Genomic DNA, 26,933 nt, shown 5'->3' with positions numbered 1-26,933 from the left:
CCCATGGCCACTCCCAGCGCTAGCTCTTATAACGCAGACGCCATCGAAGTCCTCTCGGGCCTCGACCCGGTGCGCAAGCGCCCCGGCATGTACACCGACACCAGTCGGCCGAACCACCTCGCCCAGGAAGTCATCGACAACAGCGTCGACGAAGCCTTGGCTGGGCATGCGAAGTCGGTGCAGGTCATCCTGCACGCCGATCACTCGCTGGAAGTCAGCGATGACGGTCGCGGCATGCCTGTGGACATTCACCCTGAAGAGGGCGTGTCGGGCGTCGAGCTGATCCTCACCAAGCTCCACGCCGGCGGCAAGTTTTCCAACAAGAACTACCAGTTCTCCGGCGGTCTGCACGGGGTGGGTATTTCCGTGGTCAACGCCTTGTCGACCCAGGTGCGGGTGCGGGTCAAGCGTGATGGCAACGAATACCAGATGACCTTCGCCGATGGCTATAAGGCCACCGAGCTGGAAGTGGTCGGCACTGTCGGTAAGCGCAACACCGGGACCAGCGTGTATTTCGCCCCGGACCCGAAGTATTTCGATTCGCCGAAGTTCTCCGTCACCCGCCTCAAGCACGTGCTCAAGGCCAAGGCTGTCTTGTGCCCGGGGCTGTTGGTCAGTTTCGAAGACAAGGCCACCGGCGAGAAGGTCGAATGGCATTACGAGGACGGCCTGCGTTCCTACCTGGTGGACGCGGTCAACGGTTTCGAATGCCTGCCCACCGAGCCGTTCTGCGGCAGCTTGGCCGGTAACAAGGAAGCCGTGGATTGGGCGTTGTTGTGGCTGCCCGAAGGTGGCGAAAGCGTTCAGGAAAGTTACGTCAACCTGATTCCGACGGCCCAGGGCGGCACGCACGTCAACGGCTTGCGCCAAGGCTTGCTCGACGCGATGCGCGAGTTCTGCGAGTTCCGCAACTTGCTGCCCCGTGGCGTGAAGCTGGCGCCGGAAGACGTCTGGGAGCGCATCGCCTTCGTCCTGTCGATGAAGATGCAGGAGCCGCAATTCTCCGGCCAGACCAAGGAACGCCTGTCGTCCCGTGAGGCGGCGGCCTTTGTTTCCGGCGTGGTCAAGGACGCGTTCAGCCTCTGGCTCAACGCCAACCCGGAAACCGGCCTGGCCCTGGCGGAGCTGGCGATCAACAACGCCGGCCGTCGTCTCAAGGCCAGCAAGAAAGTCGAGCGCAAGCGCATCACCCAAGGACCGGCGTTGCCGGGCAAGCTCGCCGATTGCGCCGGGCAGGATCCGATGCGCTCCGAGTTGTTCCTGGTGGAAGGTGACTCCGCCGGTGGTTCGGCCAAGCAGGCACGGGACAAGGAGTTCCAGGCGATCCTGCCGCTGCGGGGCAAGATCCTCAACACCTGGGAAGTGGACGGCAGCGAAGTGCTGGCCAGCCAGGAAGTGCATAACATCGCGGTGGCCATTGGCGTCGACCCCGGCGCCGAGGACATGAGCCAGCTGCGCTACGGCAAGATCTGCATCCTTGCCGACGCCGACTCTGACGGCCTCCACATCGCCACGTTGCTCTGCGCCTTGTTCGTCCAGCATTTCCGCCCGCTGGTGGATGCTGGCCACGTCTATGTGGCGATGCCGCCGCTGTACCGCATCGACTTGGGCAAGGAAATCTACTACGCCCTGGACGAAGCGGAGCGCGACGGCATTCTCGACCGCCTGGTCGCCGAGAAGAAACGCGGCAAGCCGCAGGTCACCCGATTCAAAGGCCTGGGCGAGATGAACCCGCCGCAGCTGCGTGAAACCACCATGGACCCGAACACCCGTCGCCTGGTGCAGTTGACCCTGGACGACTTCGCGGCAACGTCGGAAATCATGGACATGCTGCTGGCGAAAAAACGTGCAGGCGACCGCAAGACCTGGCTCGAATCCAAGGGTGACCTGGCTGAGGTTCTGGCCTGATGCGCAAGGGTTTCGCCCTGGCGCTGTTGCTGTGGGCGGGGGGGGTAGTGGCCGAGCCGGCGCCGGAGCTCACGTTGTTGTCCGAGCATGTCGTCGAAGGCATGCGCGGCGGCAATTTGTCTGGGCTGGCCCTGTGTGGCAACGAAATGTGGACTGTGTCCGATCGCGACGATGACCGGATCTATCGCCTCCAGCCGGTCGATGCGCCAGTCTGGGCGGCCGAAGTGGTCGAGATCAAGGTGCCGATGGTGCCGGACAGCGGTTTGCCGTGGGGCTTGAGGTCCCGCACATGGGCGGCGTCGTTCCTGCGCGGTGGCGAATTGGATTTCGAAGGCATCAGTTGCGACAGCGCAGGCAATCGCTATGTGGTCAGCGAGTCCCATGCCGCCGTCCTGCAAATCCCGCCGACAGGCGCTGCATCGTGGTTGAAAATCGCCCCGACGATGATTCGTCAAGCCCGGGGCAGTGGCATGTTGTTGCATTTCAATTCGCTGTTCGAAGGCCTTGCGGTCAACCCGGCCGGGGATCACATCTGGCTGGCGGCCGAGCGTGAACGGCGCGGCCTGCTGTTGATCAAGCGCCAGCAAACTGTCTGGGACTGCGACGGCAATTGTGTGTTGCTTAGCGAAGCGGGGCAGCAGATGCAGCCGCCTCAATTCCCCAAGGCCAAGGCGGTTTCACGGGATTTTGCCGATCTGTCATTGTTCAACGGCAAGCTGTTTACCCTGGAGCGCAACGCCTTCCAGATATGCCGGCGGGATGCGCGGACGGCCGAGGTCGAGCGCTGCTGGTCGTTCGCAGCCGAGGCCTTGCAGGACGCTCGTCGTTTTTCCCAGCCCTACGGACTGGCCGAAGCGCTGGTGGTGGACGCCACCGGCGCGTGGATTGGCCTGGACAACAACGATGGAGCCCGTGCCGATGGCGAGCGGCGGCCGGTGATCTGGCGCTTCGCCGCGCCGGACAGCGGCTGGGGCGCCTCGCCATGACCCGGCAATCGCCGGGCACCAGCGCCCTCCAAGCATTTGAATTTATCCTGCGCGACGGCAATGCGCCGTTGCGCCAGACAACGAACTGATGAGGCCCGCATGAGCGATATTCTTGCAGACAGCTTGGACGGCGTAGAACGCCGGTCGCTGGCTGACTTCACCGAAAACGCCTACCTCAATTACTCCATGTACGTGATCATGGACCGCGCCTTGCCGCACATCGGCGATGGCCTGAAACCGGTTCAACGGCGGATCGTCTACGCCATGAGCGAATTGGGGCTGGATGCTGACTCCAAGCACAAGAAATCGGCCCGTACCGTCGGTGACGTGCTCGGTAAGTTCCACCCCCACGGCGACTCGGCCTGCTACGAAGCGATGGTGCTGATGGCTCAGCCGTTCAGCTATCGCTACACGCTGGTGGACGGGCAGGGCAACTGGGGTGCGCCGGATGATCCCAAGTCCTTCGCGGCCATGCGCTACACCGAGGCGCGGTTGTCGCGCTATTCCGAGGTGCTGCTCAGCGAACTGGGCCAGGGCACCGCGGACTGGGGCCCTAACTTCGACGGCACCCTCGACGAACCCCTGGTGTTACCGGCGCGTTTACCGAATATCCTCCTCAACGGCACCACCGGCATCGCCGTCGGCATGGCCACCGACGTGCCCCCGCATAACCTGCGGGAAGTGGCCACTGCGTGCGTGCGTTTGCTGGACGAGCCGAAGGCCACGGTGGAGCAGCTCTGCGAGCATATCCAGGGGCCGGATTATCCGACCGAAGCGGAAATCATCACGCCCCGCGCCGATCTGCTGAAAATCTATGAAACCGGTCGTGGTTCGGTGCGCATGCGGGCCGTTTATCACATCGAAGACGGCGACATCATCGTCACGGCGCTGCCCCATCAGGTCTCCGGGGCCAAGGTGTTGGAGCAGATTGCCGCGATGATGCAGGCAAAACCGTCGAAAGCGCCCCAGGTGGCCGACCTGCGTGACGAATCCGACCACGAGAACCCATGCCGCATCGTGATCATCCCGGTCAACAGCCGGGTCGACCACGAAGCACTGATGCAGCACCTGTTCGCCAGCACGGACCTGGAGTCCAGCTACCGGGTCAACATCAATATCATCGGCCTGGACGGCAAGCCGCAGCTCAAGAACCTGCGGGCGTTGCTGGTGGAGTGGCTCGAATTCCGGGTCAAGACCGTGCGCCGGCGCCTGCAATTCCGCCTGGACAAGGTCGAGCGCCGCCTCCACCTGTTGGACGGTTTGCTGATTGCCTACCTCAACCTGGACGAAGTGATCCACATCATCCGGACCGAGGAGCACCCCAAGGCCAAGCTGATCGAGCGTTTTGCGCTGAGCGAAATCCAGGCCGACTACATCCTCGACACTCGCCTGCGCCAGTTGGCGCGCCTGGAAGAGATGAAGCTGCGTGCCGAGCAGGACGAACTGCTCAAGGAGCAAGCCAAGCTGCAAGCCTTGCTGGGCAGCGAAGCCAAGCTCAAGAAGCTGGTGCGCACCGAGCTGCTGAAGGACGCCGAAACCTACGGCGACGACCGTCGCTCGCCGATCGTCGAGCGCGCCGAAGCCAAGGCGTTGAGCGAGCACGACCTGCTGCCGAACGAGAAGGTTACCGTCGTGCTCTCTGAAAAAGGCTGGGTGCGCTCGGCCAAGGGGCATGATATTGACGCCGCCGGGCTTTCCTACAAGGCCGGGGATGGCTTCAAGGCCTTGGCGCCGGGGCGTTCGAACCAGTTTGCGGTGTTCATCGACTCCACCGGGCGTAGTTATTCGGTCCCGGCCCACACCTTGCCATCGGCCCGTGGACAGGGCGAACCGCTGACCGGTCGTCTGACGCCACCACCGGGTGCAACTTTTGAATGTGTGCTGATGCCTGATGATGACGGGCTGTACGTTATCGCGTCGGACGCCGGGTACGGGTTCGTCGTCAAGGGTGAGGATCTGCAAGCCAAGAACAAGGCGGGCAAGGCGCTGTTGAGCCTGCCGAACAACGCCAAAGTCATCGCGCCTCGCCCAGTCATCGACCGCGAGAGCAATTGGCTGGCGTCGGTGACGACAGAGGGCCGGTTGCTGGTGTTCAAGATCAGCGATCTGCCACAGCTCGGTAAAGGCAAGGGCAACAAGATTATCGGTATTTCCGGCGAACGGGTGGCGAGTCGCGAGGAATATGTCACGGATATTGCAGTGATACCGGAGGGTGCCACGCTTGTGCTGCAGGCTGGAAAGCGTACGCTTTCATTGAAAGCGGACGATCTTGAGCATTACAAAGGTGAACGTGGTCGGCGGGGCAACAAGCTTCCGAGAGGTTTTCAGCGGGTGGATGCACTGCTCGTCGAAAACCTCAATTGAGCGTGCTAGAGGGCTCGGTCCGCGATTAAAAGCCGCGGATCGGTGCTTTGGCGCTGGAGTCGGGACGCATATTCACGGATGATAGGCCCTTTCAAGCGCCGGCGTGGCCGAGCGTTCTTCAATAATGACCGAGTATTTTTCACTGTGGTAAGCCTTGTGGCCGCCACCTGGACGAGACGATGACTGCTCTGCGCCTTCCTATTTTGTGGCTCGCCGGCCTGCTTGGCCTGGCGGGCTGCAGCATGAACCAGCCGGTGTCGCTGTACCAACTGGACAGCGGTACCCCGGCCCAACCTGCACAAAGCACGGGCATGGCCGTACTGCTTGGCCCGGTTCTGATCGCTGACTACCTGCAGCGTGAAACCTTGTTGCAACGTCAACCGGACGGCAGCCTGCAAGCCGCCACCGATGGTCGTTGGGCCGGCAGCCTGTCTTCGGACATCGATCAATTATTGCTGCGTCAGGTGGCCGGACACCTGGACAGCCAGCGCGTGGTACTGGCCCCCGCTACCCAGGGGTTCACTCCGGACGTACAGGTCTTGTTGTCGATTACCCGTCTGGACTCAGGCAAATCCCAACCTGCGGTACTGGATGCCCAGTGGCGGCTGATCGATCGTCGCGGCACGGTTCGCGAAAACCGTATCGTGCACCTGCAGGAGCAGCATGCAGGTACCACCGCGGCGCAGGTCCAGGCTCAAGGCGTGCTTTTGCAGCGCCTGGCCGAGCAACTGTCCGTGTCGCTCAAGCCCCTGGCCAACCAACCCCCTATCGCGGAAGTCCCGCGCAAGGCGGCGCCCGCTCCGGCCAAGCCGGTGGAAAAGGAAAAGGACAAGATTCCCATGGCTCTGCCGATTCGTACGGACATGGAAGTGTTCCGGTTCTGACGATTTGATGACTGCCAGACAAAGCCCGCGTTGATGCGGGCTTTGTTGTTTCTGCCGGTTGGAATATCTGGTGTCTGTGCTGGCCTCATCGCGAGCAAGCTCGCTCCCACAGGGGACCTACGGTCGTATGAAGATCCCTGTGGGAGCGAGCTTGCTCGCGATAGGGCCAGCGAAGGCAACAAAAAACCCGCAGACGATTACTCATCTGCGGGTTTTATTATTTCAGGGCCGAGACCTCAGGCCTGACGCTCATGCATGCGCGCCAGTTGCCGCTCCAGCATCGATGGATATGGCTCCATCAATCGTTCCACACAGCAAGCGCCTTCCGGGCTGGCGATGGGGCGGATGCGGGTGCGTTGGCGGATCAGGGCGTCATCGTTGATCTTGCGCTCCACCAGCAACAAGTTGCGGCTGTGCTGGGAGAGGGCCAATGCGTCCTGGGCGGTTTCGGTGAGCAGCAGGTCGATCTGGCTCAGGCCGAACAGGCCGTCGCCCAAGGTCAAGCCCAACTGCAATTGCAGGGTGATGCCGCTGTCGGCGACTTCGATTTGCAATTGATGACCCAGCGCGCGCAGCAGTTCACCGCAGCAAATGGCGTTGGTCAGGTAGTCGTCGCCGCTGTCTTCGGCATGGAAGAGCATCAGCGTACTGCCGTCATTGAGGGTATGCAGTTCGCCTTGATAAAGCGATGCGGCTTGGTCAAGGCAGTCGCGATAGCGTTCGAGCAGCTCCTTCAGGCGCGCCTGGGGCAGGCGGCGCAGCTGATCCTGGGCACCCAGTTGAACGGCCAGCACAGCGCTGTGCTGGGGCACGTTCGAGGCGGGGCGGGCAGCCGGTTGAGGAGCGCCGGTCACCGCGTCGTCGCGCAAATCGGCAAAGGCGTCGTCGTCTTCCTCGTCTTCGACCGTGCGCACCACATGGCGCGGCGCAGGGCGGGAGGCGGGCATCGGTGCGCTTTCGTCAAAGCCCGGGTCACGCAGGTTGCGCACCTCGAAGCCCGGCTCGGCATCGTCCTCGTCGACGTAGTCGATGTCTTCAGGCTCCGGCACCGGCTCAGGTTCCGGCGCGAAGCTGGCGTGAAGTTGCCGGGCCAGGTCGCCGATCTCATCCTGGCGCTGGGTCGCCGGCGTGTGTTCATCGATGTCCCGCAGCCAGACGCGCAATTGCAGCAGCGGCGTGGAGATGTGCCGTCCCAGGCGCAGGCTCAAGGCCAGGGCAAGCGCCAGCAGGATCGCGCTGAGGATGCCCATGCTTTGCAGGCTGATGGTCATCGGTTGTTGGAACTGGTCCATGTCCAGGCTGATGCGCAGTTGCCCGGCCGTCACATCCTGGAAAGTGATCTTGCTCTGGTACATGCCGCCGGTCTCGCCCAGCAGGCCAGGTTTAGGGCGCTGGCCGGCCTCCGCGAGGATGCGGTTGTCCACGCTGTAGATGGCGGCGTGGGCGACCAGTTTGTTCTTGGTCAGGTTGTTGAGCAGCACGTTGAGGCTGAGGATGTCGTTGGACACCAGCAACTCGGTGGCAGAGGTGGCGGTCTGGGTGGTCAGGCTTTCACCCAGGGCGTCCGCCTGCTCATGCATGGCCTGCTTGAATTGCAGGCCCATCACGCAGGCATAGATGACCAGGGCCAGGGCGACCAGGATCACGTTATGGCTGGCGATGCGCAATGCAATCGGCACGCGGCGATGGCGCAATGCACGGAAGATCAGCAGGAAGAAGTTGTCGGTTTTGACTGGCGTGGGCCGGTTCACTGAGCTCGGCTCTTTGTCCGTGAAATTGACGCGCAGTATAGCGACAGGCCCATGGCCGGCAAAGCACTGGCGGTGCCCGATGGTCACTGAATGTGGGTAGAATGCGGTTTTTTTCCACCTGCGGGGGTGCGCCTTGCGCGAAATCGTCCTGATAAACATCACTGGCAGCGACCGTCCGGGTCTGACTGCGGCCATTACCGGCGTTCTGGCCCAGGGTGGTGTGACCATTCTCGACATCGGTCAGGCGGTGATCCATGACACGCTGTCGTTCGGCATCCTGGTTGAAATTCCGGACGCCGAACAAAGCAAGTCGGTGCTCAAGGACATCCTGTTCACGGCCTACAAGCTTGACCAGCAGGTGCGTTTCACCCCGGTATCCGAAGCTGATTACCAGCATTGGGTAGCCGGCCAGGGCAAGAAGCGCCACATCGTGACGCTGTTGACCCGCAAGGTGACCGCCGAGCAGTTGCAACGGGTCAGTTCGATCACCGCCCAATACGGGCTGAACATCGACCATATCGACCGACTCTCCGGGCGTATGCCGCTCGATACTCCGGCTGACCAGGGCAAGGGCTGCATCGAGTTTTCCGTGCGCGGCGAACCGGCCGATCCCCAGGCGCTGCGGGCCGAATTCCTCAGCGTGGCCCAGGAGCTGAACGTCGACATCGCGTTCCAGGAAGATTCGCTGTTCCGCCGCAACCGTCGCCTGGCGGTGTTCGACATGGATTCGACGTTGATCGAAGCCGAAGTCATCGACGAATTGGCCAAGGCGGCTGGCGTGGGCGATAAGGTCTCGGCGATCACCGAGCGGGCCATGGCCGGCGAGCTGGATTTTCGTGCCAGTTTCAAAGAACGCCTGGCGCTGCTCAAGGGCCTGGACGTCAGCGTGCTCGATTCCATCGGCGCCTCACTGCGGCTGACGGAGGGCGCCGAAACCCTGTTCGCCGAACTCAAGCGCCTGGGCTACAAAACCGCCATCCTGTCCGGCGGCTTCACCTATTTCGCCAAGCAGTTGCAGGCCAAGCTCGGCATCGACTACGTGTTCGCCAATGAACTGGAAGTGGTGGACGGCAAGGTCACCGGCGTGGCCGTCGAGCCGATCGTCGATGCCCAGCGCAAGGCGGACCTGCTGCGCGAATTGGCCGAAAAAGAAGGCCTTCGCCTGGAGCAGACCATTGCCGTGGGCGACGGAGCCAACGACCTGCCGATGCTGGCCATCGCCGGCCTGGGCGTGGCGTTTCGGGCCAAGCCGTTGGTCAAGCAATCGGCCCGGCAGGCGATTTCGACCTTGGGGTTGGATGGGGTGTTGTACCTGTTGGGCTTCCGGGATCGCGACGGGCAGGTTTGAGCAATTCGCCGATCGTTGGATTTCGCATACCCGTGGCGAGGGAGCTTGCTCCCGCTGGCCTGCGCAGCAGGCCCAATACGGCCCACCTGAAACGCCTGGGTGTCAGGTTTCGGGGCCGCTTTGCGGCCCAGCGGGAGCAAGCTCCCTCGCCACGGAATAGTTGTTGTTCCTTAGAGCGACTTCCACAACGAATCGAAATCCCCCTCTTGCGTGCCGTCACCCCCGTTCGCCGCTGATTCGTCCTGGCGATAAGCGAACTGGTTGAAACTGTGGGTGCTGGTCACTCGTCGATCGAGCCCAGCGCGCCGTTCCTCGCCATTGGTGTTGATCAACACCTGCTGGCCTTCCTGGAAAGGCAGGCGCGGGGCGATTACGGTGGGGGGCAAGTCGATGGCGCTGATCTCCGGAAGCAGCAGCCCGCGCAGATAGTGCCCTTGCTCGTTTTGCTCTCGAAGCAATTGCAGGCCGCACGGCTGGGCATGGGGCGCGACCAGTTCGATCCCCATCTGCATGGCGCCATTGCGCACCTGGCGAATCCAGCGCACCACGGCGATGCTCCAGCTCTGGTCGTTGGCGTCCCGGATACCCACCATTTCCCCAGCCTGTAGTTGTTCCGGCACCTCCTTCGGCCAGCCAAGGCAGTAACCTCCCGGGCTGTGGTTGATGATCGGCAAGTCGTAGGTGGGGAAATGGTGCTGGTTGTCGGAGCTTGCGGCGTCATCATCGGCCGGATTGACCGGGTATTCGATTTCTTCGTAGGGCAAAAGCTCACTGTCACCGCTGGGCGCTGCGTCGAAGGCTTGGTCCCAGGTATCGTTTTTCCGGGTGGGCGACGCCTCGAAGCGGGCCTTGCGGGTGGCCGGGTTCTTCAGGATTTCACTGAATGAGCGTTCGCCGCCAAGGTAATAATGCAAGGCGCTCATGCCCACGCACAGGGTCAGTGTGCCGTTGCCCTCGGTGCGCTGGAAACTGCGCTCGGCAGCTTCGCCCCAGGCGGCTTGCAGATGATGCAAGGTGTCGGCGCTCATGCCGGCCGGTACCGTCAACGTCGACTCGACCGGTTGCGCCAAGTGGGTGGTAATGGCACGCACCAGCGGCTGTGGGTCGAAACCCAGCAGCGTGGGTTGCTGTTCCGCCCGGAATTTCGAGCGGTAGCGCGGACCGACATCCAGCTGCGGCGCGACCGCGAACAGGCTGGAGGCGGTCACGGCCGGGTCCAGCTTGACCCCTTGGCTCCAGGGTTCGAGCACTTCGGCCAATCGGGCAATCTGGCTCTGGCGCAATTGGTTGCTGCGCGAGGCGCCCAGCAATAGCGCGACGACGTAGGTTTGCTCGACGTTCAGTTGGTGAACCTGGCTGGCCAGTTCATCGCTGACGGCCAGGTGCTGCAGTTTATGCTGGCAAGCGATCCGGTACAGCTGATGCAGATCGAGCCAGAGCCCCTCGGGCACAGGGCTGTACAACTGGCTGGAGCGTAGCAACGTGCTATTGAGCGCGTGGACTGCCCGTTGCGCTGCGGTAGCCAGCAGGCGCGCCCGGTCCTTGGAAAATTTCGACGAGATACGCCCGACGATCTGTTTGTAGCCCATCGCCAGGTGGGCTTGCAGGGCCTGGCACAGGTTGACGATCTTGCGCGATCGCTCATCCAGCACGATGGCCTGCTGCAGGAAGTGCCGCTCAAGGTGCTTGCAGACGTAATAAACCTCTGGTCGCAGCAGCTCCAGCAGTTGCAGGCGATTATCGCTGGGGGTCAGCAGTTGGTTCAGCTCGCCGAGTGCCTGGTACAGCAGGCGAGCGGTTTCGCCGATGTTGGCCTTGGGCAGGTTGGCGATCCAACGCTTGAGGTCGCGTGGCGCGGCATCGCAGAAAGACAGGCGCGACTGGGTCGGTGTCAAGACGCGCAGTAGCTGGAGAGGGCTGGTCTCATTCATGCCGTGGACGGGCTCCGGCGGGAAATGAAAAGGATGTTTCCAACTCTAGCAGCTGTAGGCGAAAGAGGTGCTCTGTGATTGTCGGATACCCAGTGGGAGCGAGCTTGCTCCCACTGGGTGAGTTTTTGGGTCAGGCGTTCGGCAGTGCCAGGGCCTGGCCCATCTGCACCGGCGAGCCCGCCACGAGGTCTTCGGCCCATTTCACCTGGTCTGGTCCAAACAGCACGATAGCGGTCGAACCCAACTTGAAGCGGCCCAGTTCGGCGCCTTTTTCCAGGTGGATCGGCGCGCGAGCGGCCTCATCGTAGCGGAAAGTCTTCAATTCGCGCTTGGGCGGTGTCACCAGGCCGGCCCAGACGGTTTCGATGGAGGCGACGATCATCGCGCCCACCAGCACCACGGCCATCGGCCCGCGCTCGGTGTCGAAAATGCACGCGACGCGTTCGTTGCGGGCGAACAGCTCCGGGACGTTTTCGGCGGTGGTCTGGTTGACCGAGAAAATCCGTCCTGGGATGTAGACCATTTCCCGCAGGGTGCCGGCCAGCGGCATGTGTACGCGGTGGTAGTCCTTGGGCGACAGGTAGATGGTGGCGAAGTCGCCGCCCATGAATGGCGCCGCGTTGGCCGCATCCCCGCCCAGCAGTTCCAGCACGCTGAAACTATGGCCCTTGGCCTGGAACACCCGGCCATGCTCGATCGGGCCGAGTTGGCTGACGGCGCCGTCGGCGGGGCTGAGGATCGCGCCGGGCGTTTCGTCCAGGGGACGAGCACCGTCTTTCAATGCGCGGGTGAAAAACGCGTTGAAGTGTTCATAGGCGGTGAGGTCTTCCACCAGCGCCTGGGACATGTCCACCTGGTAACGCTTGGCGAACCAGGCCGTGAAGGCGTTCTTGAACCAGCGAACGCGACACTCGGCGATGCAGCCGGCCAGCCGCGACAGCAGGTGGTGCGGCAGCAGGTATTGGGAGAGGATGAACAAGCGGTTTTTCATTAACTGTCCTTAAATCTTCAAAGCTCGATGGGCGTGTCGGGATGATTGCCCCATTCGCCCCATGAACCGGCATAGCCCTTGACCCGCGGATAACCGAGCGCCTTGGCCACCAGATAGGTGAAGCCAGAGCGGTGGTGGGTCTGGCAGTGGGTGATGACTTCTTTATCGGGCGTGATGCCCAGCTGTTCGAGAATCTGCGGCATGTCCTTGCGGATGCGCAGGCTGCGCGCAGGATCCATGCCGGCCGTCCATTCGAAATTGACCGCGCCGGGGATGTGTCCGCCCCGGGCCGCCACGACTTTTTCACCGGAATATTCCAGCGGGCCGCGTGCATCCCAGATCGCCAGGTCTTTCGAGCCAAGACGGCTTTGCAGGTACTCGCGAGTGGCGGTGGGTTCGTCGTGCAGCACCAGGCTGACATCGCCGGCGGCCGGCGCCGGGGTGTCGATCGACACCGGCAGGCCCTGGTCCAGCCAGGACAACAGGCCGCCGTCGAGATAGTGGTAATTGGAGTGCCCGATCACGTCGAGCAGCCAGATAAAACGCCCGGCCCAGCCGCCGCCTTCGTCGTCATACACCACATAGACCGCGCCAGGGTTATGCCCGAGTTCGCCGAACAGCGTTTCCAGGTCGGCCTTCGCCGGCAACAGTCCCGGCGCCGGGGGCTGGCCCAGTTGCGTGCGTTTGGGATCGACGAAGCGCGCGCCAGGAATATGGCCGGTGCTGTAGCGCGCCGCGCTGGTCAGGTCCACCAGAATCAGATTGGGAGCATCGAGGCGCGGCAAGAGCTCGTTGGGCTCGATTACCAGCGGCAAGCCAGAGAAGTCAGGCATGTGAGGTCTCCTGGGGCGCAAAGGGAAAGGATTGTAGCAAGTTCAGCGGCCACGGTTGGTAAAGCTGTGCAGGGCCCTTTCGATGCATTGCACGGTTTTGCCGAAAGCCTGAACGGACACGTCCGAGAACGGACCGCCACCCTGGTCCGCGACCACTAGCATGATCACCCGTCCATTACACGTCAGTGAGCGCAACAGCAGGTGCTCGCCCCGGAACAGGGCGCGAAGGCCCGGAGGCAGCAAGGCGGAGAACTGGGCGTTGTTCTCTGGAGTCAGGCGAACCTGGGCCTGTTGAGCCAGTAGCCGCTGCAAGACCTTGCTTTGGCTGATGGAGAAGCTCATCGCCGCCGCTTCCTTGGGCAGGCCGGCGGTCTGATGCACACGAACGCTGGTCTGGCTGCGATCGGGCATTAAAATCATCACCCGGCGCATGCCGCACGCCACCAGGGTATCTCGCGCCGAAGTGGTCAGGTGCATGGCGTTGCTGAAAGGGCTCGGTTCCACCAGCAGCGCGGCGCATTGCTTGCGCCATTGGGACAGGTCCTGGGCGCTGGGCGGGGCGGCGGGCAACAAGCCGGGATGCACGCGGCGGCTGCCCGGGGGCCAGATCAGTGCCACGGCGGGGTGCCAGAGGTCCGGCATGGTGTGCTGGCGAGCACTGTTGGCGGCTTGTTGGTGCAGTTGCTGCTGAAGTTCGTCCATCGGCATCTGCAGATACAGGCTGGTGAGGTATTGCCAGCGAGCGCTGTGCGGGCTTTCCCAGGCCTCTTGCGCCGACAGTGCCAGACCATTGGCCAGCAGCACTGTATTGGCGGGTTGATTGAGCCAGCGCCGCAGCGTTGGGTCGTCGTCCAGGCGATTCTGCTGGCGTAGCGGATGTTCGCTGTCGCGGGCGATGCGCAGCACTTTCATCAGTTCGCGGCGTTCATTCAGCAGCAGGCGATAGCCTTGCGCCACCCAGATGGGCAGGCGCCACGCCTCCACCAACGCGAGGCAGATGTTCAGCAGGCTGACGCCGAACAGTTCGCGCTCGACCTGTCTGGCCGGCTGGCGTTTATGGACGACCCGCAGCTCCCATTCCGCCAGCAGGCGTGGATGGGTCAGGGCCAAGGGCCAGAGCGGCGACAGAAACAACAGGCTGCCCCAGTGGATGTCCTGCCACAGCCGCGCCAGGCGGCTGGCGAAAAAACCATTGGCCTGTTGTGTGGCGTGCTGGCTGATCAATTGCAACTGGCGCAGGGCGACCGGTATCTGGTGCGCCGGTAGCGAAGGCAGGCGCGCGAGCAATTCCTCGGTGCGCTTGAGGCCGAGGCGGTTGATCGCCACTTCGAGGTTTTCAGCCGGCTCCGCCAGGCTGCCGTGGGTGTGATGGTTGGCTTCGCGGATGACGCTCAGGGCCAGCGCGGGGCTGTCCTGCATCAATTCGGCGATGTCGCGCAACGAGCGGCGGCTGTCGGAAATGGCCTTGCAGACCAGATCATGACTGGCCTGGGGCACCGGCAAATGGACGCCTTCGAGCAGCTTTACCCAGCCTTCGATCGTGGTCGGTCTTGGAGTTGGAACGTTCGTTTCGTTAGCCATGGTTGGACGTGATCTTCGCATGAGGTATCTACGCCCGGAACGGGGCAAATTGGCTTTTCGCCGGAACTGGCTATAGTCTGGCGCAGTTTTGCCGATAAGTAGAAGAAGAGATTTTTCAGCTTCCGAATATGACCTTGAACCCGACTTAAATAAGTACTTTCTATCTATGGCTAAAATTATCGGCATCATTGTCGTGTTCGCGAGCGTGCTCGGCGGATACGTGCTTTCCCATGGCAAGATCGCTGCGCTGATCCAACCGTTCGAGGTGATGATCATCGGCGGTGCGGCTCTTGGCGCATTCCTCCAGGCGAACCCTGGCTATATGACCATGCATGTGCTCAAGAAATCCTTGAGCATGTTCGGCTCGCGCTTCAGCCACACCTTCTATCTTGAGGTGCTGGGGCTGGTCTACGAGATCCTCAACAAGAGTCGCCGCGAAGGCATGATGGCGATCGAGGGCGACATCGAAGACGCCGCCGCCAGCCCGATCTTCGCCAAGTACCCTTCGGTGCTGAAAGACGAGCGCATGACCGCGTTCATCTGCGATTACCTGCGCATCATGTCGTCCGGCAACATGGCGCCCCATGAGCTGGAAGGCTTGTTCGACATGGAGCTGTACAGCCTCAAGGAAGACCTGGAGCACCCATCCCACGCAGTCAACGGCATCGCCGACGGCATGCCCGGCTTCGGTATCGTTGCGGCGGTATTGGGTATCGTGGTGACCATGGCGTCCCTGGGTGAAGGCGACCAGGCTTCCATCGGCCTGCACGTGGGTGCGGCACTGGTGGGTACCTTCTTCGGTATTTTGGCCGCGTACGGTTTCTTCGGCCCGCTGGCCCACTCCCTGGCCCATGACGCCAAGGAAGAACTCAATGTCTATGAAGCCATCAAGGCTTCCCTGGTGGCCTCGGCCTCGGGCATGCCACCGTCCCTGGCGGTGGAGTTCGGCCGCAAGGTCCTGTATCCGGCGCACCGTCCAAGCTTTGCCGAGCTGGAACAAGCGGTTCGCGGTCGATAGTGCTCTGCTTTGCAGATACGTTCCTTTTTTGGCGAGTGACTGTTGCTGCCAGACAAGGCGCCGCGACGAGTCATAGCCCGCTATGGCGAGGAGCGGCAACACAGTATGGCAGCAACAGGCACCGTCAAAATGGAACAGTATTTGTGAAGCAGAGCACTCGTTATGGAGAATAACCAACCGATCATCGTTAAGCGCGTCAAGCGTATAGCTGGCGGGCATCACGGCGGCGCCTGGAAAATCGCTTTCGCTGACTTTGCCACGGCGATGATGGCGTTCTTCCTGGTGCTGTGGCTGCTGTCCACGGCGACGCCGGAACAGAAGATCGCGATCGCCGGTTACTTCAAGGACCCGGTGGGTTTTTCCGAGAGCGGCACGCCGTACATCATCGATCTGGGCGGCTCGCCTGTCCTGGCACCGGAAAATACCCTCAACCCCGAGGTCAAATCCCAGCCCCAGCCCGACAAGGCGACCGTCGACGCCAATGAGGCCGAGGGCATGGCCGAGCAGGTCGAGCGCGAGCGCCTGGAATTGCTCCTGCAAGAGTTGCAGAACAAGGTCGAAGAAAATCCCGAATTGCAGAAGTTCAAGGACCAGATCCTGTTCGAGATTACGCCGAACGGCCTGCGCATCCAGATCATGGACGCCGATAACCGGCCGATGTTCGACTCTGGCAGCGCGCGGCTCAAGCCGTATTTCGAAGACATCCTGCTGGCCATGGCCGACACCATCAAGGCGGTGCCGAACAAGATCAGTATCAGCGGCCATACCGATGCCAAACCGTACGTGGGCAAAGGCGATTTCGGTAACTGGGAACTCTCGGCCAACCGCGCCAACGCGGCACGTCGCGCCCTGGTGGCGGGCAGCTATCCGGATGAGCAAGTGGCGCGGGTGGTCGGTTATGCGTCTTCGGCACTGTTCGATCGCCAAGACCCCTTCAATCCGGTCAACCGGCGTATCGATATCGTGGTGTTGACCAAGAAGGCCCAAAAAGCCATCGAGGGTTCACAAGCAGACGATTCGGTGCCCGATTCGGTGCCCGGTTCGGCCCAAGGCGAGGGCGCGCCAGGTGAAGTGTCGGTGCCACCGGCCGCGCCAGGTGCAGCGGTCGATCCGAACGCCTTGCCGGCGGACCAGCAGCCGGTGCCGGCCCACGAGTTGCGCGAACGCCTGAACCTGTTCGACGACGCCGCACCGAAACCGGCCGAGCCGCCGGCGCAGTGATCCACAAAAAAGCCGACATCATTGTCGGCTTTTTTGTGGGTATCGGTTTACCTGAGACTCGTCACCATAGTGACCAACAGTCAGTAACTGCTCTCCGGCAGGCTGGCAATGATCGAGCGGTAACTGTTCATCCGTTGCTGGTGCACGCGGCCTTCTTCCAGTGCCTTGAGCAAGGCGCACCCGGGTTCGCGATCATGCTTGCAGTCGCGGAAGCGGCAGGTGCCGATCAGCTCGTTGAATTCGATGAAGCCGGCTTCGACATCCGCCCGGCTGACGTGGCCCAGGCCGAATTCGCGGATGCCCGGCGAGTCGATCAGTTCGCCGCCGCCGGGAAAGTGGAACAGCCGCGCGGTGGTTGTGGTGTGCGTGCCCTGGCCGGACAGCTCGGACAACGGCCCGACGCGGGTCTCGACCTCCGGCAGCAGGCTGTTGACCAACGAAGACTTGCCGACGCCGGACTGGCCGACGAACACGCTGATGCGTCCGTCCAGTTGCCGCTGCAATTGTTCCATGCCGTTGCCGTGATGGGCCGAGACCTCCAACACTGGGTAACCCAGGTCCCGATAGACCGACAGCAGTGCATTCAGCGCCGGGGCGTTGTGCTCATCGATCAGGTCGAACTTGTTGAGCAGCAGCAGCGGACGGATGCCGGCGTGTTCGGCCGCTACCAGGTAACGGTCGATCAGGTTGGCGTGGGGCTCGGGCAACGGAGCGAACACGATGACGATCATGTCGACGTTGGCGGCCACTGGCTTGAGTTGGCCCCGGCTGTCGGGACGGCACAGCTCGGTGTGCCGGGGCAGTTGCGCGACGATCACGCCGATGCCCTGGTTGCCGGCACGCCAGACCACTTGGTCGCCGGTCACCAGCGCTGGCAGGTTGGCGCGCAGGTGGCAGCGGAACACCTGGCCGGCCAGTTCGCCTTCCCGGGCCTCGACCTCGACCTGCACACCGAAGTGAGCGATCACCAGGCCGGTCTGCTCGGGGCCCAGGTCACCGCCTTCCAAGGCTTCGACAGCGCTGGATTCGCGCTTGGCGGCACGGGCGGCACGCTCGCCCTGGATCTTTTCGATGCGCCAGTTCTGACGACGATTGAGTTGGCGTTTGGCCATGGGTGTTCCGTATGAAGAAATACATCGATTGGTTTAAAACGGCGGCGAGTTTAGCACGCCCAAGGGGCTGCCTAAGCTAAACTGCGCAGCTAGCCGAGGAGCTCCCCCATGCAAAACCTGCAAAACCCGCAGAACCTGATCTGGATCGACCTGGAAATGACCGGTCTGAACCCTGACACCGACGTCATCATCGAAATGGCCACCATCGTCACCGACAGCGATCTCAATACCTTGGCCGAAGGGCCGGTGATCGCAATCCATCACAGTGACGAGATCCTGGCCGGCATGGACGAGTGGAACACCCGCCAACACGGCGGCTCGGGCCTGACCCAACGGGTGCGCGAGAGCAAGATCAGCATGGCCGAGGCTGAAGCCCAGACCATCGCTTTCCTCGAGCAATGGGTGCCGAGGGGCAAGTCGCCGATCTGCGGCAACAGCATCTGCCAGGACCGTCGCTTCCTGTACACCCACATGAAATCCCTGGAAAGCTATTTCCATTACCGCAACCTTGACGTCTCCACGCTCAAGGAACTAGCCGCTCGCTGGGCTCCCGAAGTGCGCGACAGTTTCCAGAAAGGCAGTACGCACCTGGCCCTGGACGACATCCGCGAATCCATCGCCGAGCTGAAGCATTACCGCAAGCACTTCATCAAGTTCTGAGCCAACCCCAAGCGATTGGCGGGCAAGCTTTTGTGGCGAGGGGATTTATCCCCGTTGGGCTGCGGAGCAGCCCCTTGACCTGATGTCTGGTTGTGTCAGGCCGGTCGGTGTTGGTTGTATTTGGGGCTGCTTTGCAGCCCAGCGGGGATAAATCCCCTCGCCACGCTCCGGCAGCCGGCGGATCTTGCCCTCTTTTGGTGCTCGCCAAAACTGGCTAGACTGCGCGCCTTCCCGCAAGGACCGCCACCATGTTGCTGATGCTGTATCTGATCGCCATTACCGCCGAAGCCATGACCGGCGCGCTATCCGCCGGGCGGCGTGGCATGGACTGGTTTGGTGTGGTGCTGATCGCCTGCATCACGGCGCTGGGTGGTGGCTCGGTGCGCGACGTGTTGCTCGGTCACTACCCGCTCACATGGGTCAAGCATCCGGAATACCTGGTGCTCACCACTGCGGCTGCGATGCTCACGGTGTTCCTGGCGCGCTGGATGCGTCACCTGCGCTCGCTATTTTTGGTGCTCGATGCCGTGGGGTTGGTGGCATTCACGCTGATTGGCTGCATGACTGCGCTGGAAATGGGCCATGGCATGTTGGTCGCCTCGGTGAGCGGCGTGATCACGGGGGTATTTGGCGGCATCCTGCGGGATATCTTCTGTAACGATATTCCGCTGATCTTCCGTCGCGAGCTCTACGCCAGCGTCTCGTTTGCCGCCGCGTGGTGCTATTTGTTATGCGTCTACCTGCAATTGCCCAGCGAGCAGTCGATCCTCATCACATTGTTTGGCGGTTTTCTGCTGCGGCTCCTGGCGATTCGTTTTCACTGGGAAATGCCTAAGTTCGTCTATAACGACGAAGTCTGACGCGTGGCGTGCTGGCGCAGCGCCCATTCCACGTGTTCGCGCACCAGTTCCGACGGATAATCGCGCCGCGCCTCCAGCGCTTGCAGCACGGGAATCGTTGACGGCGCGTTGCCCAGGCCCACCGCCAGATTGCGCAGCCAACGTTCGTACCCAGCACGGCGCAACGGTGAACCTTCGGTACTGCTGAGGAATTTTTCCTCGTCCCACATGAACAGCTCCGCCAGCCCGGCGTTGTCCAGGTTGTGCCGTGGCTTGAAGTCGCTTTCGCCGGATGGCCGGGCGAAGCGGTTCCACGGACAAACGATCTGGCAGTCATCGCAACCGAACACCCGGTTGCCGATCAAGGGCCGCAGATCCTCCGGAATGGCGTTCTTCAACTCGATAGTGAGGTATGAAATGCACCGTCGGGCATCCAGTACATAAGGGCCGACGAAGGCATTGGTCGGACAGATGTCCAGGCAAGCGGTGCATTTCCCACAATGCTCGGTGCCGTGGGGCGGGTCCACCGGCAACGGCAGGTCGACAAAAAGCTCGCTGAGGAAAAAATAACTGCCGGCCTTGCGGTTCAGGACCAGGGTGTTCTTGCCGATCCAACCCAGGCCGGCCTGTTCGGCAATGGCTTTTTCCAGCACCGGCGCGCTGTCGACGAAGGCGCGATAGCCGAAGGGGCCGATGGCCTCTTGGATTTTTTCCGCCAGTTGCTGCACGCGCTTACGGATCAATTTGTGGTAATCGCGGCCCAACGCATAACGCGAAACGTAGGCTTTTTCCGGTTCGCCAAGTAACTGGGCCATTTGGGTGTCGCCCGCCAGGTAATCCATGCGCAGCGACACCACCCGCAGCGTGCCGGGCACCAGTTCTTCAGGGTGCGAGCGTTTGCTGCCATGGGCGCCCATGTAGTCCATTTCGCCGTGGTAGCCGGCCTCAAGCCAGCGTTGCAGATGTTGTTCATGCTCGGCCAGGTCCAGGCCGCTGATGCCGACCTGCTGGAAGCCCAGCTCGCGGCCCCATTCCTTGATGGATTGGGCGAGGGTGGCAAGGTCTGTGGGAATGGCAGGCATGAGGCGAGAGAAACCGGAGCTGAGATGCGTATAATTCTGCCAGACATCGGAGCCCGAAGACGCATGCCGCAGACTAAAGATGATTTTCCCGACGCGCTGTACAGCGCCGCGCAGGTCCGGGCCTTGGATGCACAGCTGATCGCGGCAGGCACCAGCGGCTTCGAACTGATGCAGCGTGCCGCCCGCGCCACGTGGCGAGCAATCGTGCGACGTTGGCCGCAAAGCACTGAATTGACCGTGCTGGCCGGGCATGGCAACAACGCCGGCGATGGCTACCTGGTCGCTGCCCTGGCTCGCCGAGCCGGCTGGTCGGTACGGGTCCTGGCCGTGGGCGAGCCCCGGCGCCTGTTGGGTGATGCCGCCAATGCCCATGCAGAGGCCGTGGCCGTGGGTGTGCCGGTGGAGCCTTGGACGGACGATAGCGAGCTGCGGGGAGTGCTGCTCGACGCGCTGCTCGGCACCGGGACCACCGGCGAAGTGCGCGAGCCTTATATCCGGGCGATCGATACGGTCAATGTCAGCGGTTTGCCGGTCGCGGCGGTGGATATACCGTCGGGGCTGTGTGCGGACACCGGCCGAGTGCTCGGGACCGCCGTGGCGGCTGACCTGACCGTGACGTTCATCGGCTTGAAGCTTGGCTTGTTCACCGGGGATGCGGCGGATCGAGTCGGTGAGTTGGTGTTCAACGACCTGCACGCCGACCCTGACATTGTTGAGTCGGCGCCTTCCAGTGCCCGCCTGCTCCTGCCTGTTAATCTGCCGCGCCTGACGCCTCGCCCGCCCACGTCCCACAAAGGCAAGTTCGGTCACGTGCTGTTGATCGGCGGCGACCGGGGTTTCGGCGGCGCGATCCAGATGAGCGCCGAAAGTGCGCTGCGCTGCGGCGCGGGCATGGTTTCGATGGCCACCCGCAGCGAGCACGTCGCCTCGGCGCTGGTCCGTTTGCCTGAGGTGATGGTGCAGGGCACTCATTCGGCCAATCAATTGATGGACTTGCTCAAGCAGGCCAACGTCCTGGTGGTCGGCCCGGGCTTGGGCCAGGCTGCCTGGGGACGCAGCCTGCTGTCGGCGGCGGCCAATGCTGCGCTGCCCCAGGTGTGGGACGCCGATGCCCTGAATCTGTTGAGCCTTGGCGCGGTCAGCCTGCCCGAACATTGCGTCATTACCCCGCATCCGGGCGAGGCAGCGCGATTGCTGGGGATATCCACGGCTCAGGTGCAGGCCGACCGCTCGGCGGCGGCCCACGCGTTGAGCCAGAAATACACAGCTACCGTGATCCTCAAGGGGGCCGGCAGCTTGATCGCCAGCCCGGACGGCCGCCTGGCGGTTTGTACCCAAGGCCACCCGGCCATGGCCACCGCCGGCCTGGGGGATGTGCTCGCCGGGGTCGTCGGCGCGTTGTTGGCCCAGGGGCTGGAAGCGTTCGAGGCCGCATGCCTGGCGGTCTGGCTGCATGCCAGCGCGGGCGTCCAGTGCGGTCGCTCGGGCCGGGGATTGGCGGCGACCGATCTGATCCCGGCCATTCGTCAGTTGTTGGAGGAGCATTCACCGTGTCTGAAGTAACCCTGTACGTGCCGGACGAACAAGCCATGACACAATTTGGCGCGCGTATCGCGCAAATCACCGCAGGGCATGGCTTGATCTTTCTCGAGGGCGACCTCGGCGCGGGAAAAACCACCTTGTCCCGTGGCATCATCCGTGGTCTCGGGCACGTCGGCTCAGTCAAGAGCCCTACTTTCACCCTGGTCGAGCCCTACGAGATCGGCGACATCCGGGCGTTTCATTTCGATCTGTATCGGCTGGTCGATCCCGAAGAGCTGGAGTTCCTCGGCATCCGTGATTACTTCGAAGATGACGCCTTGTGCCTGATCGAATGGCCCCAGAAAGGTGCAGGCTTTTTGCCAAAGCCGGACCTGACCATTACCATTGGCGCGCAGAATGGCGGGCGTTCGCTGAAACTGACACCGCAAGGCTCGCGTGGCGAGTCGTGGTGTGCCGCCTTGGCTTTGGAAATTAATTAAATGATGGGGTTTGGTATGCGCTTTCGCGCGGTGGTTGCTGTCGTAGGACTGTTGCTTACGGCACTGGCCGTCGATGCTGTGGCTGAGACAAAGGTCAACAGCGTTCGCCTCTGGCGGGCGCCGGACAATACCCGGCTGGTGTTCGACCTGACAGGCCCGGTGCAGCACAGCGTATTCACCCTGACCGCCCCGGATCGCCTGGTGATCGACATCAATGGCGCGTCCTTGGGCGCGCCGCTGAACGTGCCCACCGCCAACACTCCGATTACCGCCATGCGCTCGGCCCAGCGTACGCCGACCGACCTGCGGGTGGTCGTCGACCTGAAACAAGCGGTGACCCCGAAGAGCTTCACCCTGGCGCCCAACGCCCAGTACGGCAACCGGCTGGTGGTGGACCTGTTCGATAACCCGGCCGATGCCGCGCCGACACCGCCGCCGCCGACCAAAGTCGCCACGGTGCCCGCCGTGCCGGTCACGCCCACTGAACCCGCGATCAAGCTGCCACCGGCCCCGGCCGGCAAACGCGACATCATTGTGGTTATCGACGCCGGCCACGGTGGCGAAGACCCTGGCGCCTCGGGTTCGCGCGGGCAGCGTGAGAAGGACGTGGTGCTGTCCATCGCCCGCGAACTGCAACGCCAAGTCAACGGCATGAAAGGCTTCCGCGCCGAACTGACCCGCACGGGCGACTATTTCATTCCCCTGCGCGGACGCACGGAAATCGCCCGCAAGAAGGGCGCGGACCTGTTCGTCTCGATCCATGCCGACGCCGCACCCTCCAAGGCTGCATTTGGCGCCTCGGTATTTGCCTTGTCCGACCGTGGTGCCACTTCCGAGACCGCCCGCTGGCTGGCCGACAGTGAAAACCGTTCCGACCTGATCGGCGGTGCTGGCAACGTCAGCCTCGACGACAAGGACCGGATGCTCGCCGGTGTGTTGCTGGACTTGTCGATGACCGCCTCGTTGACCTCCAGCCTGAACGTCGGCCAAAAAGTGCTGAGCAACATCGGCCGCGTCACGCCATTGCACAAGCAGCGGGTCGAGCAGGCCGGGTTCATGGTGCTCAAGTCGCCGGACATCCCGTCGATCCTGGTGGAAACCGGGTTCATTTCCAACGCCAACGAAGCCTCTAAGCTGTCGTCGTCAAGCCACCAGCAGGCCTTGGCCCGATCCATCAGCAGTGGCGTGCGGCAGTTCTTCCAGCAGAATCCACCGCCCGGCACCTACATCGCCTGGCTGCGCGATTCGGGCAAGATCGCCCAGGGCCCGCGCGACCATCGAGTCAACCCGGGCGAAACCCTGGCGATGATCGCCGTGCGCTATCAGGTGTCGCCCGCGACCTTGCGCAGCGCCAACAATCTGCAAAGTGACGAGCTGAAGATCGGGCAGACCCTGACCATTCCTGGCAACGAAGTGGCGGCCAAGCAATGAGCGATGACGTGATCGACAGCACCGCCCGCATCGAACTGCTCAGCCCTCGGCTGGCGAACCAGATCGCCGCCGGCGAAGTGGTCGAGCGCCCCGCGTCGGTCATCAAGGAGCTGCTGGAAAACAGTCTCGACTCCGGGGCCAAGCGCATTGACGTCGATGTCGAGCAGGGCGGGGTCAAGCTGTTGCGGGTGCGCGACGACGGTCGCGGCATTCCCGCCGATGACCTGCCGCTGGCCCTGGCGCGTCACGCGACCAGCAAGATTCGTGACCTGGAAGACCTCGAACGGGTCATGAGCCTGGGGTTTCGTGGCGAGGCGCTGGCGTCCATCAGTTCGGTGTCACGCCTGACGCTCACGTCCCGCACCCGAAACGCCGATCAGGCCTGGCAGGTCGAGACCGAAGGCCGCGACATGGCTTCCCATGTGCAACCCGCCGCTCATCCGGTGGGCACGTCGGTTGAAGTACGGGACTTGTTCTTCAATACTCCGGCCCGGCGCAAGTTCCTCAAGGCCGAGAAAACCGAATTCGATCATTTGCAGGAAGTCATCAAGCGCCTGGCCCTGGCACGGTTTGACGTGGCGTTTCACCTGCGCCACAACGGCAAGACCATCCTCAGCCTGCACGAGGCCAACGATGATGCGGCTCGCGCCCGGCGTGTGGGCGCGGTGTGTGGCGCGGGTTTTCTGGAGCAGGCCTTGCCCATCGAGGTGGAGCGCAATGGCTTGCACCTGTGGGGTTGGGTCGGCTTGCCGACGTTTTCCCGCAGCCAGGCGGACCTGCAATATTTCTACGTGAACGGCCGTGCGGTGCGCGACAAATTGGTGGCCCATGCGGTGCGCCAGGCCTACCGCGATGTGCTGTTCAACGGTCGGCATCCCACCTTCGTGCTGTTCTTCGAAGTCGACCCATCGGTGGTGGACGTCAACGTCCACCCGACCAAGCACGAAGTGCGTTTCCGTGATGGACGCATGGTCCACGATTTCCTCTATGGCACGTTGCATCGAGCCCTGGGCGATGTTCGGCCGGAAGATCAGTTGGCGGCCCCGGCGGCCGTGGCCGGCATGGTCCGGCCGACCGGGCTGGAGGCCGGCGAGTTTGGCCCCCAGGGGGAAATGCGCCTGGCGGCCCATGCCCTGCTGGAGCAACCCCAGCCCCAACCAGCCTACAACACAGGCGGAAGCGGCGCTGGGAGCGGTTATCAGTATCAATACACGCCGCGCCCACAATCCAATGTGCCGGCAGCCGAGGCCCAGGCCGCGTATCGCGAGTTCTTCAAGCCTCTGCCTGAAACCGCTGCGGCGACATTGCCCGACGGTCAGGGAGATATACCGCCGTTGGGTTATGCCCTGGCCCAGCTAAAAGGCATCTACATCCTTTCCGAAAACGCCCAGGGCCTGGTCCTGGTGGATATGCACGCCGCTCACGAGCGGATCATGTACGAGCGATTGAAGATCGCCATGGCCAGCGAAGGCTTGAGCGGCCAACCGTTGTTGGTTCCCGAATCCCTGGCCGTCAGCCAGCGCGAAGCCGATTGCGCTGAAGAGCACATGAGCTGGTTCCAGCGCCTGGGCTTCGAGCTACAGCGCCTGGGCCCGGAAACCCTGGCGATCCGGCAGATCCCGGCCTTGTTGAAACAGGCCGAGGCCAATCGCCTGGTCAGCGACGTGCTGGCGGACCTGATGGAATATGGCACCAGCGACCGGATCCAGGCGCACTTGAACGAATTGCTCGGCACCATGGCCTGCCACGGCGCGATCCGCGCCAACCGGCGCCTGGCCTTGCCGGAAATGAACGGCCTGTTGCGGGACATGGAAAACACCGAACGCAGCGGTCAATGCAACCATGGCCGGCCGACCTGGACCCAACTGGGCCTGGACGACCTGGACAAACTGTTCCTGCGCGGTCGTTGATGAGCCAGTTGCCACCCGCGATTTTCCTGATGGGGCCGACGGCCGCCGGCAAGACCGACCTGGCCATCGAACTGACCAAGGTCTTGCCCTGCGAGTTGATCAGCGTCGATTCGGCGCTGGTCTACCGGGGCATGGACATCGGCACCGCCAAACCGTCGAAAGCGTTGCTGGCTGAATATCCCCATCGGCTGATCGACATCCTCGACCCGGCCGAAGCCTATTCGGCGGCTGATTTTCGGCGTGATGCGCTCCAGGCCATGGCCGAGATCACTGCGCGAGGCAAGATTCCGCTGCTGGTGGGCGGTACGATGCTGTACTACAAAGCCCTGGTCGATGGCCTGGCGGACATGCCGGCGGCCGATCCCGAGGTGCGCGCGCAGATCGAAGAAGAGGCTGCGCGCCTTGGCTGGCAAGCGCTTCACGAACAATTGGCGGTGATCGATCCTGAATCGGCGGCGCGCATTCACCCCAACGACCCGCAGCGGCTCAGCCGGGCCCTGGAGGTTTATCGGGTGAGCGGCCAGAGCATGACGGCCCTGCGGCAGCGACAATCTGCGCAAAGTACTGAAGCAGCCGCTTCGGGACTGCAACAATTGCCCTATACTGTCGCGAATCTGGCCATCGCTCCGGCGAACCGGCAAGTGCTGCATCGGCGAATTGAACAAAGATTCACATTAATGTTGGAACAGGGATTCATAGACGAGGTCGTAGCCCTGCGTGAGCGAAGTGACCTGCATGCCGGGTTGCCGTCTATACGTGCGGTGGGTTATCGACAAGTCTGGGACTACCTGGACGGCAAGCTGACGTCAGCCGAGATGCGCGAGCGTGGAATCATTGCCACGCGCCAATTGGCGAAACGCCAGTTCACCTGGCTGCGCAGCTGGACTGACTTGCATTGGCTTGACAGCCTTGATTGCGACAATCTGCCACGCGCCTTGAAATACCTCGGGACCATCTCCATATTGAGCTGAGTCCTTGCAATTGCCGTCTATCCTTGGGGGTGTGACGGCCCAAGCCATCTGAATTCCGATTTTTATAATTGATCCTTAAAGGAGTGCGGCA

Annotated in this window: 21 protein-coding genes; 14 read left to right on the top strand and 7 right to left on the bottom strand. The window is 62.6% G+C overall.

What is annotated here, in order from left to right; all coding sequences use genetic code 11:
- The first annotated feature begins 3 nt into the window (after nucleotides 1–3).
- From parE to J3P81_RS22395, 4 genes are all read left to right on the top strand, one after another.
- Nucleotides 4–1,908, top strand: coding sequence for a DNA topoisomerase IV subunit B (parE, locus tag J3P81_RS22410; protein ID WP_420766171.1), 1,905 nt, complete (start codon nucleotides 4–6; stop codon nucleotides 1,906–1,908).
- Nucleotides 1,908–2,894 carry an esterase-like activity of phytase family protein gene (locus tag J3P81_RS22405; protein WP_434560982.1) on the top strand — a complete coding sequence of 329 codons (987 nt, stop codon included), beginning with the start codon at nucleotides 1,908–1,910 and terminating at the stop codon, nucleotides 2,892–2,894. Before parE ends, J3P81_RS22405 begins: the two co-directional genes overlap by 1 nt.
- Nucleotides 2,895–2,993: 99 nt before the next feature.
- Nucleotides 2,994–5,258: a DNA topoisomerase IV subunit A gene (parC, locus tag J3P81_RS22400; RefSeq protein WP_420766173.1), complete on the top strand. Its 2,265-nt coding sequence runs from the start codon at nucleotides 2,994–2,996 to the stop codon at nucleotides 5,256–5,258.
- Nucleotides 5,259–5,437: 179 nt separating this feature from the next.
- Nucleotides 5,438–6,142 (top strand): PqiC family protein, encoded by a 705-nt coding sequence (locus tag J3P81_RS22395; protein ID WP_420766174.1) that lies wholly within the window; start codon nucleotides 5,438–5,440, stop codon nucleotides 6,140–6,142.
- A 236-nt stretch (nucleotides 6,143–6,378) separates the two neighbouring features.
- Here J3P81_RS22395 and J3P81_RS22390 read toward each other — a convergent pair whose 3' ends face one another.
- A complete protein-coding gene (locus J3P81_RS22390; protein ID WP_434560980.1) occupies nucleotides 6,379–7,893 on the bottom strand; it encodes an AhpA/YtjB family protein in 1,515 nt (504 codons plus the stop codon).
- A gap of 133 nt (nucleotides 7,894–8,026) precedes the next feature.
- On the opposite strand from J3P81_RS22390, the gene serB reads away from it, so the two are divergent.
- Complete coding sequence (serB, locus tag J3P81_RS22385) at nucleotides 8,027–9,241, top strand: phosphoserine phosphatase SerB (protein WP_420766176.1); 1,215 nt, start codon at nucleotides 8,027–8,029, stop codon at nucleotides 9,239–9,241.
- 170 nt (nucleotides 9,242–9,411) lie between these two features.
- Here the strand turns inward: serB and J3P81_RS22380 are convergent, their stop codons facing one another.
- The 4 genes from J3P81_RS22380 to J3P81_RS22365 form a co-directional block, all read right to left on the bottom strand.
- Complete coding sequence (locus J3P81_RS22380; RefSeq protein ID WP_434560978.1) at nucleotides 9,412–11,172, bottom strand: molecular chaperone; 1,761 nt, start codon at nucleotides 11,170–11,172, stop codon at nucleotides 9,412–9,414.
- A 130-nt stretch (nucleotides 11,173–11,302) separates the two neighbouring features.
- Entirely contained in the window at nucleotides 11,303–12,163 is an 861-nt protein-coding gene (gene asd / locus J3P81_RS22375) for an archaetidylserine decarboxylase (RefSeq protein WP_420766178.1), read from the bottom strand.
- A 17-nt stretch (nucleotides 12,164–12,180) separates the two neighbouring features.
- A complete protein-coding gene (locus J3P81_RS22370) occupies nucleotides 12,181–12,996 on the bottom strand; it encodes a rhodanese-like domain-containing protein (RefSeq protein ID WP_420766179.1) in 816 nt (271 codons plus the stop codon).
- A 42-nt stretch (nucleotides 12,997–13,038) separates the two neighbouring features.
- Complete coding sequence (locus J3P81_RS22365) at nucleotides 13,039–14,577, bottom strand: HDOD domain-containing protein (protein WP_434560976.1); 1,539 nt, start codon at nucleotides 14,575–14,577, stop codon at nucleotides 13,039–13,041.
- A 166-nt stretch (nucleotides 14,578–14,743) separates the two neighbouring features.
- Here J3P81_RS22365 and motA point away from each other — a divergent pair, with 166 nt between their 5' ends.
- Entirely contained in the window at nucleotides 14,744–15,595 is an 852-nt protein-coding gene (motA, locus tag J3P81_RS22360) for a flagellar motor stator protein MotA (RefSeq protein ID WP_198797221.1), read from the top strand.
- Between the two features lie 162 nt (nucleotides 15,596–15,757).
- Nucleotides 15,758–16,816, top strand: coding sequence for a flagellar motor protein MotB (motB, locus tag J3P81_RS22355; protein ID WP_420766181.1), 1,059 nt, complete (start codon nucleotides 15,758–15,760; stop codon nucleotides 16,814–16,816).
- An 80-nt stretch (nucleotides 16,817–16,896) separates the two neighbouring features.
- Here motB and rsgA read toward each other — a convergent pair whose 3' ends face one another.
- Complete coding sequence (gene rsgA / locus J3P81_RS22350; protein ID WP_122567315.1) at nucleotides 16,897–17,928, bottom strand: small ribosomal subunit biogenesis GTPase RsgA; 1,032 nt, start codon at nucleotides 17,926–17,928, stop codon at nucleotides 16,897–16,899.
- A gap of 117 nt (nucleotides 17,929–18,045) precedes the next feature.
- Between rsgA and orn the strand changes: the two genes are divergently transcribed.
- Together orn and J3P81_RS22340 are read left to right on the top strand one after the other, a co-directional pair.
- The gene (gene orn, locus J3P81_RS22345) at nucleotides 18,046–18,588 is read left to right on the top strand and encodes an oligoribonuclease (protein ID WP_420766315.1); all 543 of its coding nucleotides are present in this window, start codon (nucleotides 18,046–18,048) and stop codon (nucleotides 18,586–18,588) included.
- A gap of 248 nt (nucleotides 18,589–18,836) precedes the next feature.
- On the top strand, nucleotides 18,837–19,448 hold the full coding sequence (locus tag J3P81_RS22340) for a trimeric intracellular cation channel family protein (RefSeq protein WP_420766182.1): 612 nt from the start codon (nucleotides 18,837–18,839) through the stop codon (nucleotides 19,446–19,448).
- On the opposite strand, the gene queG is transcribed toward J3P81_RS22340, so the two are convergent.
- Nucleotides 19,430–20,509 (bottom strand): tRNA epoxyqueuosine(34) reductase QueG, encoded by a 1,080-nt coding sequence (gene queG / locus J3P81_RS22335; protein WP_420766183.1) that lies wholly within the window; start codon nucleotides 20,507–20,509, stop codon nucleotides 19,430–19,432. The genes J3P81_RS22340 and queG overlap by 19 nt on opposite strands.
- A 63-nt stretch (nucleotides 20,510–20,572) precedes the next feature.
- Between queG and J3P81_RS22330 the strand changes: the two genes are divergently transcribed.
- The 5 genes from J3P81_RS22330 to miaA are packed head-to-tail and all read left to right on the top strand — an operon-like array spanning nucleotide 20,573 to nucleotide 26,842.
- Nucleotides 20,573–22,072 (top strand): NAD(P)H-hydrate dehydratase, encoded by a 1,500-nt coding sequence (locus J3P81_RS22330; RefSeq protein WP_434560974.1) that lies wholly within the window; start codon nucleotides 20,573–20,575, stop codon nucleotides 22,070–22,072.
- Nucleotides 22,060–22,530 carry a tRNA (adenosine(37)-N6)-threonylcarbamoyltransferase complex ATPase subunit type 1 TsaE gene (tsaE, locus tag J3P81_RS22325; RefSeq protein ID WP_434560972.1) on the top strand — a complete coding sequence of 157 codons (471 nt, stop codon included), beginning with the start codon at nucleotides 22,060–22,062 and terminating at the stop codon, nucleotides 22,528–22,530. The genes J3P81_RS22330 and tsaE overlap by 13 nt, the downstream gene beginning before the upstream one ends.
- Complete coding sequence (locus tag J3P81_RS22320; RefSeq protein WP_434560970.1) at nucleotides 22,531–23,961, top strand: N-acetylmuramoyl-L-alanine amidase; 1,431 nt, start codon at nucleotides 22,531–22,533, stop codon at nucleotides 23,959–23,961.
- A complete protein-coding gene (gene mutL / locus J3P81_RS22315) occupies nucleotides 23,958–25,871 on the top strand; it encodes a DNA mismatch repair endonuclease MutL (protein ID WP_420766187.1) in 1,914 nt (637 codons plus the stop codon). The genes J3P81_RS22320 and mutL overlap by 4 nt, the downstream gene beginning before the upstream one ends.
- The gene (miaA, locus tag J3P81_RS22310; protein WP_420766188.1) at nucleotides 25,871–26,842 is read left to right on the top strand and encodes a tRNA (adenosine(37)-N6)-dimethylallyltransferase MiaA; all 972 of its coding nucleotides are present in this window, start codon (nucleotides 25,871–25,873) and stop codon (nucleotides 26,840–26,842) included. Before mutL ends, miaA begins: the two co-directional genes overlap by 1 nt.
- Nucleotides 26,843–26,933: the final 91 nt, after the last annotated feature.

It is taken from the genome of Pseudomonas sp. R1-6 (assembly GCF_051132115.1).
Taxonomy (GTDB): Bacteria; Pseudomonadota; Gammaproteobacteria; order Pseudomonadales; family Pseudomonadaceae; genus Aquipseudomonas.
This window is presented reverse-complemented; position numbering and strand designations above follow the sequence as displayed.

Excerpts from the sequence above, each read along its gene's own strand:
- parE (WP_420766171.1), top strand. The coding sequence starts at position 4 with ATGGCCACTCCCAGCGCTAGCTCTTATAACGCAGACGCCATCGAAGTC.
- J3P81_RS22405 (WP_434560982.1), top strand. The coding sequence starts at position 1,908 with ATGCGCAAGGGTTTCGCCCTGGCGCTGTTGCTGTGGGCGGGGGGGGTA.
- parC (WP_420766173.1), top strand. The coding sequence starts at position 2,994 with ATGAGCGATATTCTTGCAGACAGCTTGGACGGCGTAGAACGCCGGTCG.
- J3P81_RS22395 (WP_420766174.1), top strand. The coding sequence starts at position 5,438 with ATGACTGCTCTGCGCCTTCCTATTTTGTGGCTCGCCGGCCTGCTTGGC.
- J3P81_RS22380 (WP_434560978.1), bottom strand. The coding sequence starts at position 11,172 with ATGAATGAGACCAGCCCTCTCCAGCTACTGCGCGTCTTGACACCGACC.
- asd (WP_420766178.1), bottom strand. The coding sequence starts at position 12,163 with ATGAAAAACCGCTTGTTCATCCTCTCCCAATACCTGCTGCCGCACCAC.
- J3P81_RS22370 (WP_420766179.1), bottom strand. The coding sequence starts at position 12,996 with ATGCCTGACTTCTCTGGCTTGCCGCTGGTAATCGAGCCCAACGAGCTC.
- J3P81_RS22365 (WP_434560976.1), bottom strand. The coding sequence starts at position 14,577 with ATGGCTAACGAAACGAACGTTCCAACTCCAAGACCGACCACGATCGAA.
- motA (WP_198797221.1), top strand. The coding sequence starts at position 14,744 with ATGGCTAAAATTATCGGCATCATTGTCGTGTTCGCGAGCGTGCTCGGC.
- motB (WP_420766181.1), top strand. The coding sequence starts at position 15,758 with ATGGAGAATAACCAACCGATCATCGTTAAGCGCGTCAAGCGTATAGCT.
- rsgA (WP_122567315.1), bottom strand. The coding sequence starts at position 17,928 with ATGGCCAAACGCCAACTCAATCGTCGTCAGAACTGGCGCATCGAAAAG.
- J3P81_RS22340 (WP_420766182.1), top strand. The coding sequence starts at position 18,837 with ATGTTGCTGATGCTGTATCTGATCGCCATTACCGCCGAAGCCATGACC.
- queG (WP_420766183.1), bottom strand. The coding sequence starts at position 20,509 with ATGCCTGCCATTCCCACAGACCTTGCCACCCTCGCCCAATCCATCAAG.
- J3P81_RS22330 (WP_434560974.1), top strand. The coding sequence starts at position 20,573 with ATGCCGCAGACTAAAGATGATTTTCCCGACGCGCTGTACAGCGCCGCG.
- J3P81_RS22320 (WP_434560970.1), top strand. The coding sequence starts at position 22,531 with ATGATGGGGTTTGGTATGCGCTTTCGCGCGGTGGTTGCTGTCGTAGGA.
- mutL (WP_420766187.1), top strand. The coding sequence starts at position 23,958 with ATGAGCGATGACGTGATCGACAGCACCGCCCGCATCGAACTGCTCAGC.
- miaA (WP_420766188.1), top strand. The coding sequence starts at position 25,871 with ATGAGCCAGTTGCCACCCGCGATTTTCCTGATGGGGCCGACGGCCGCC.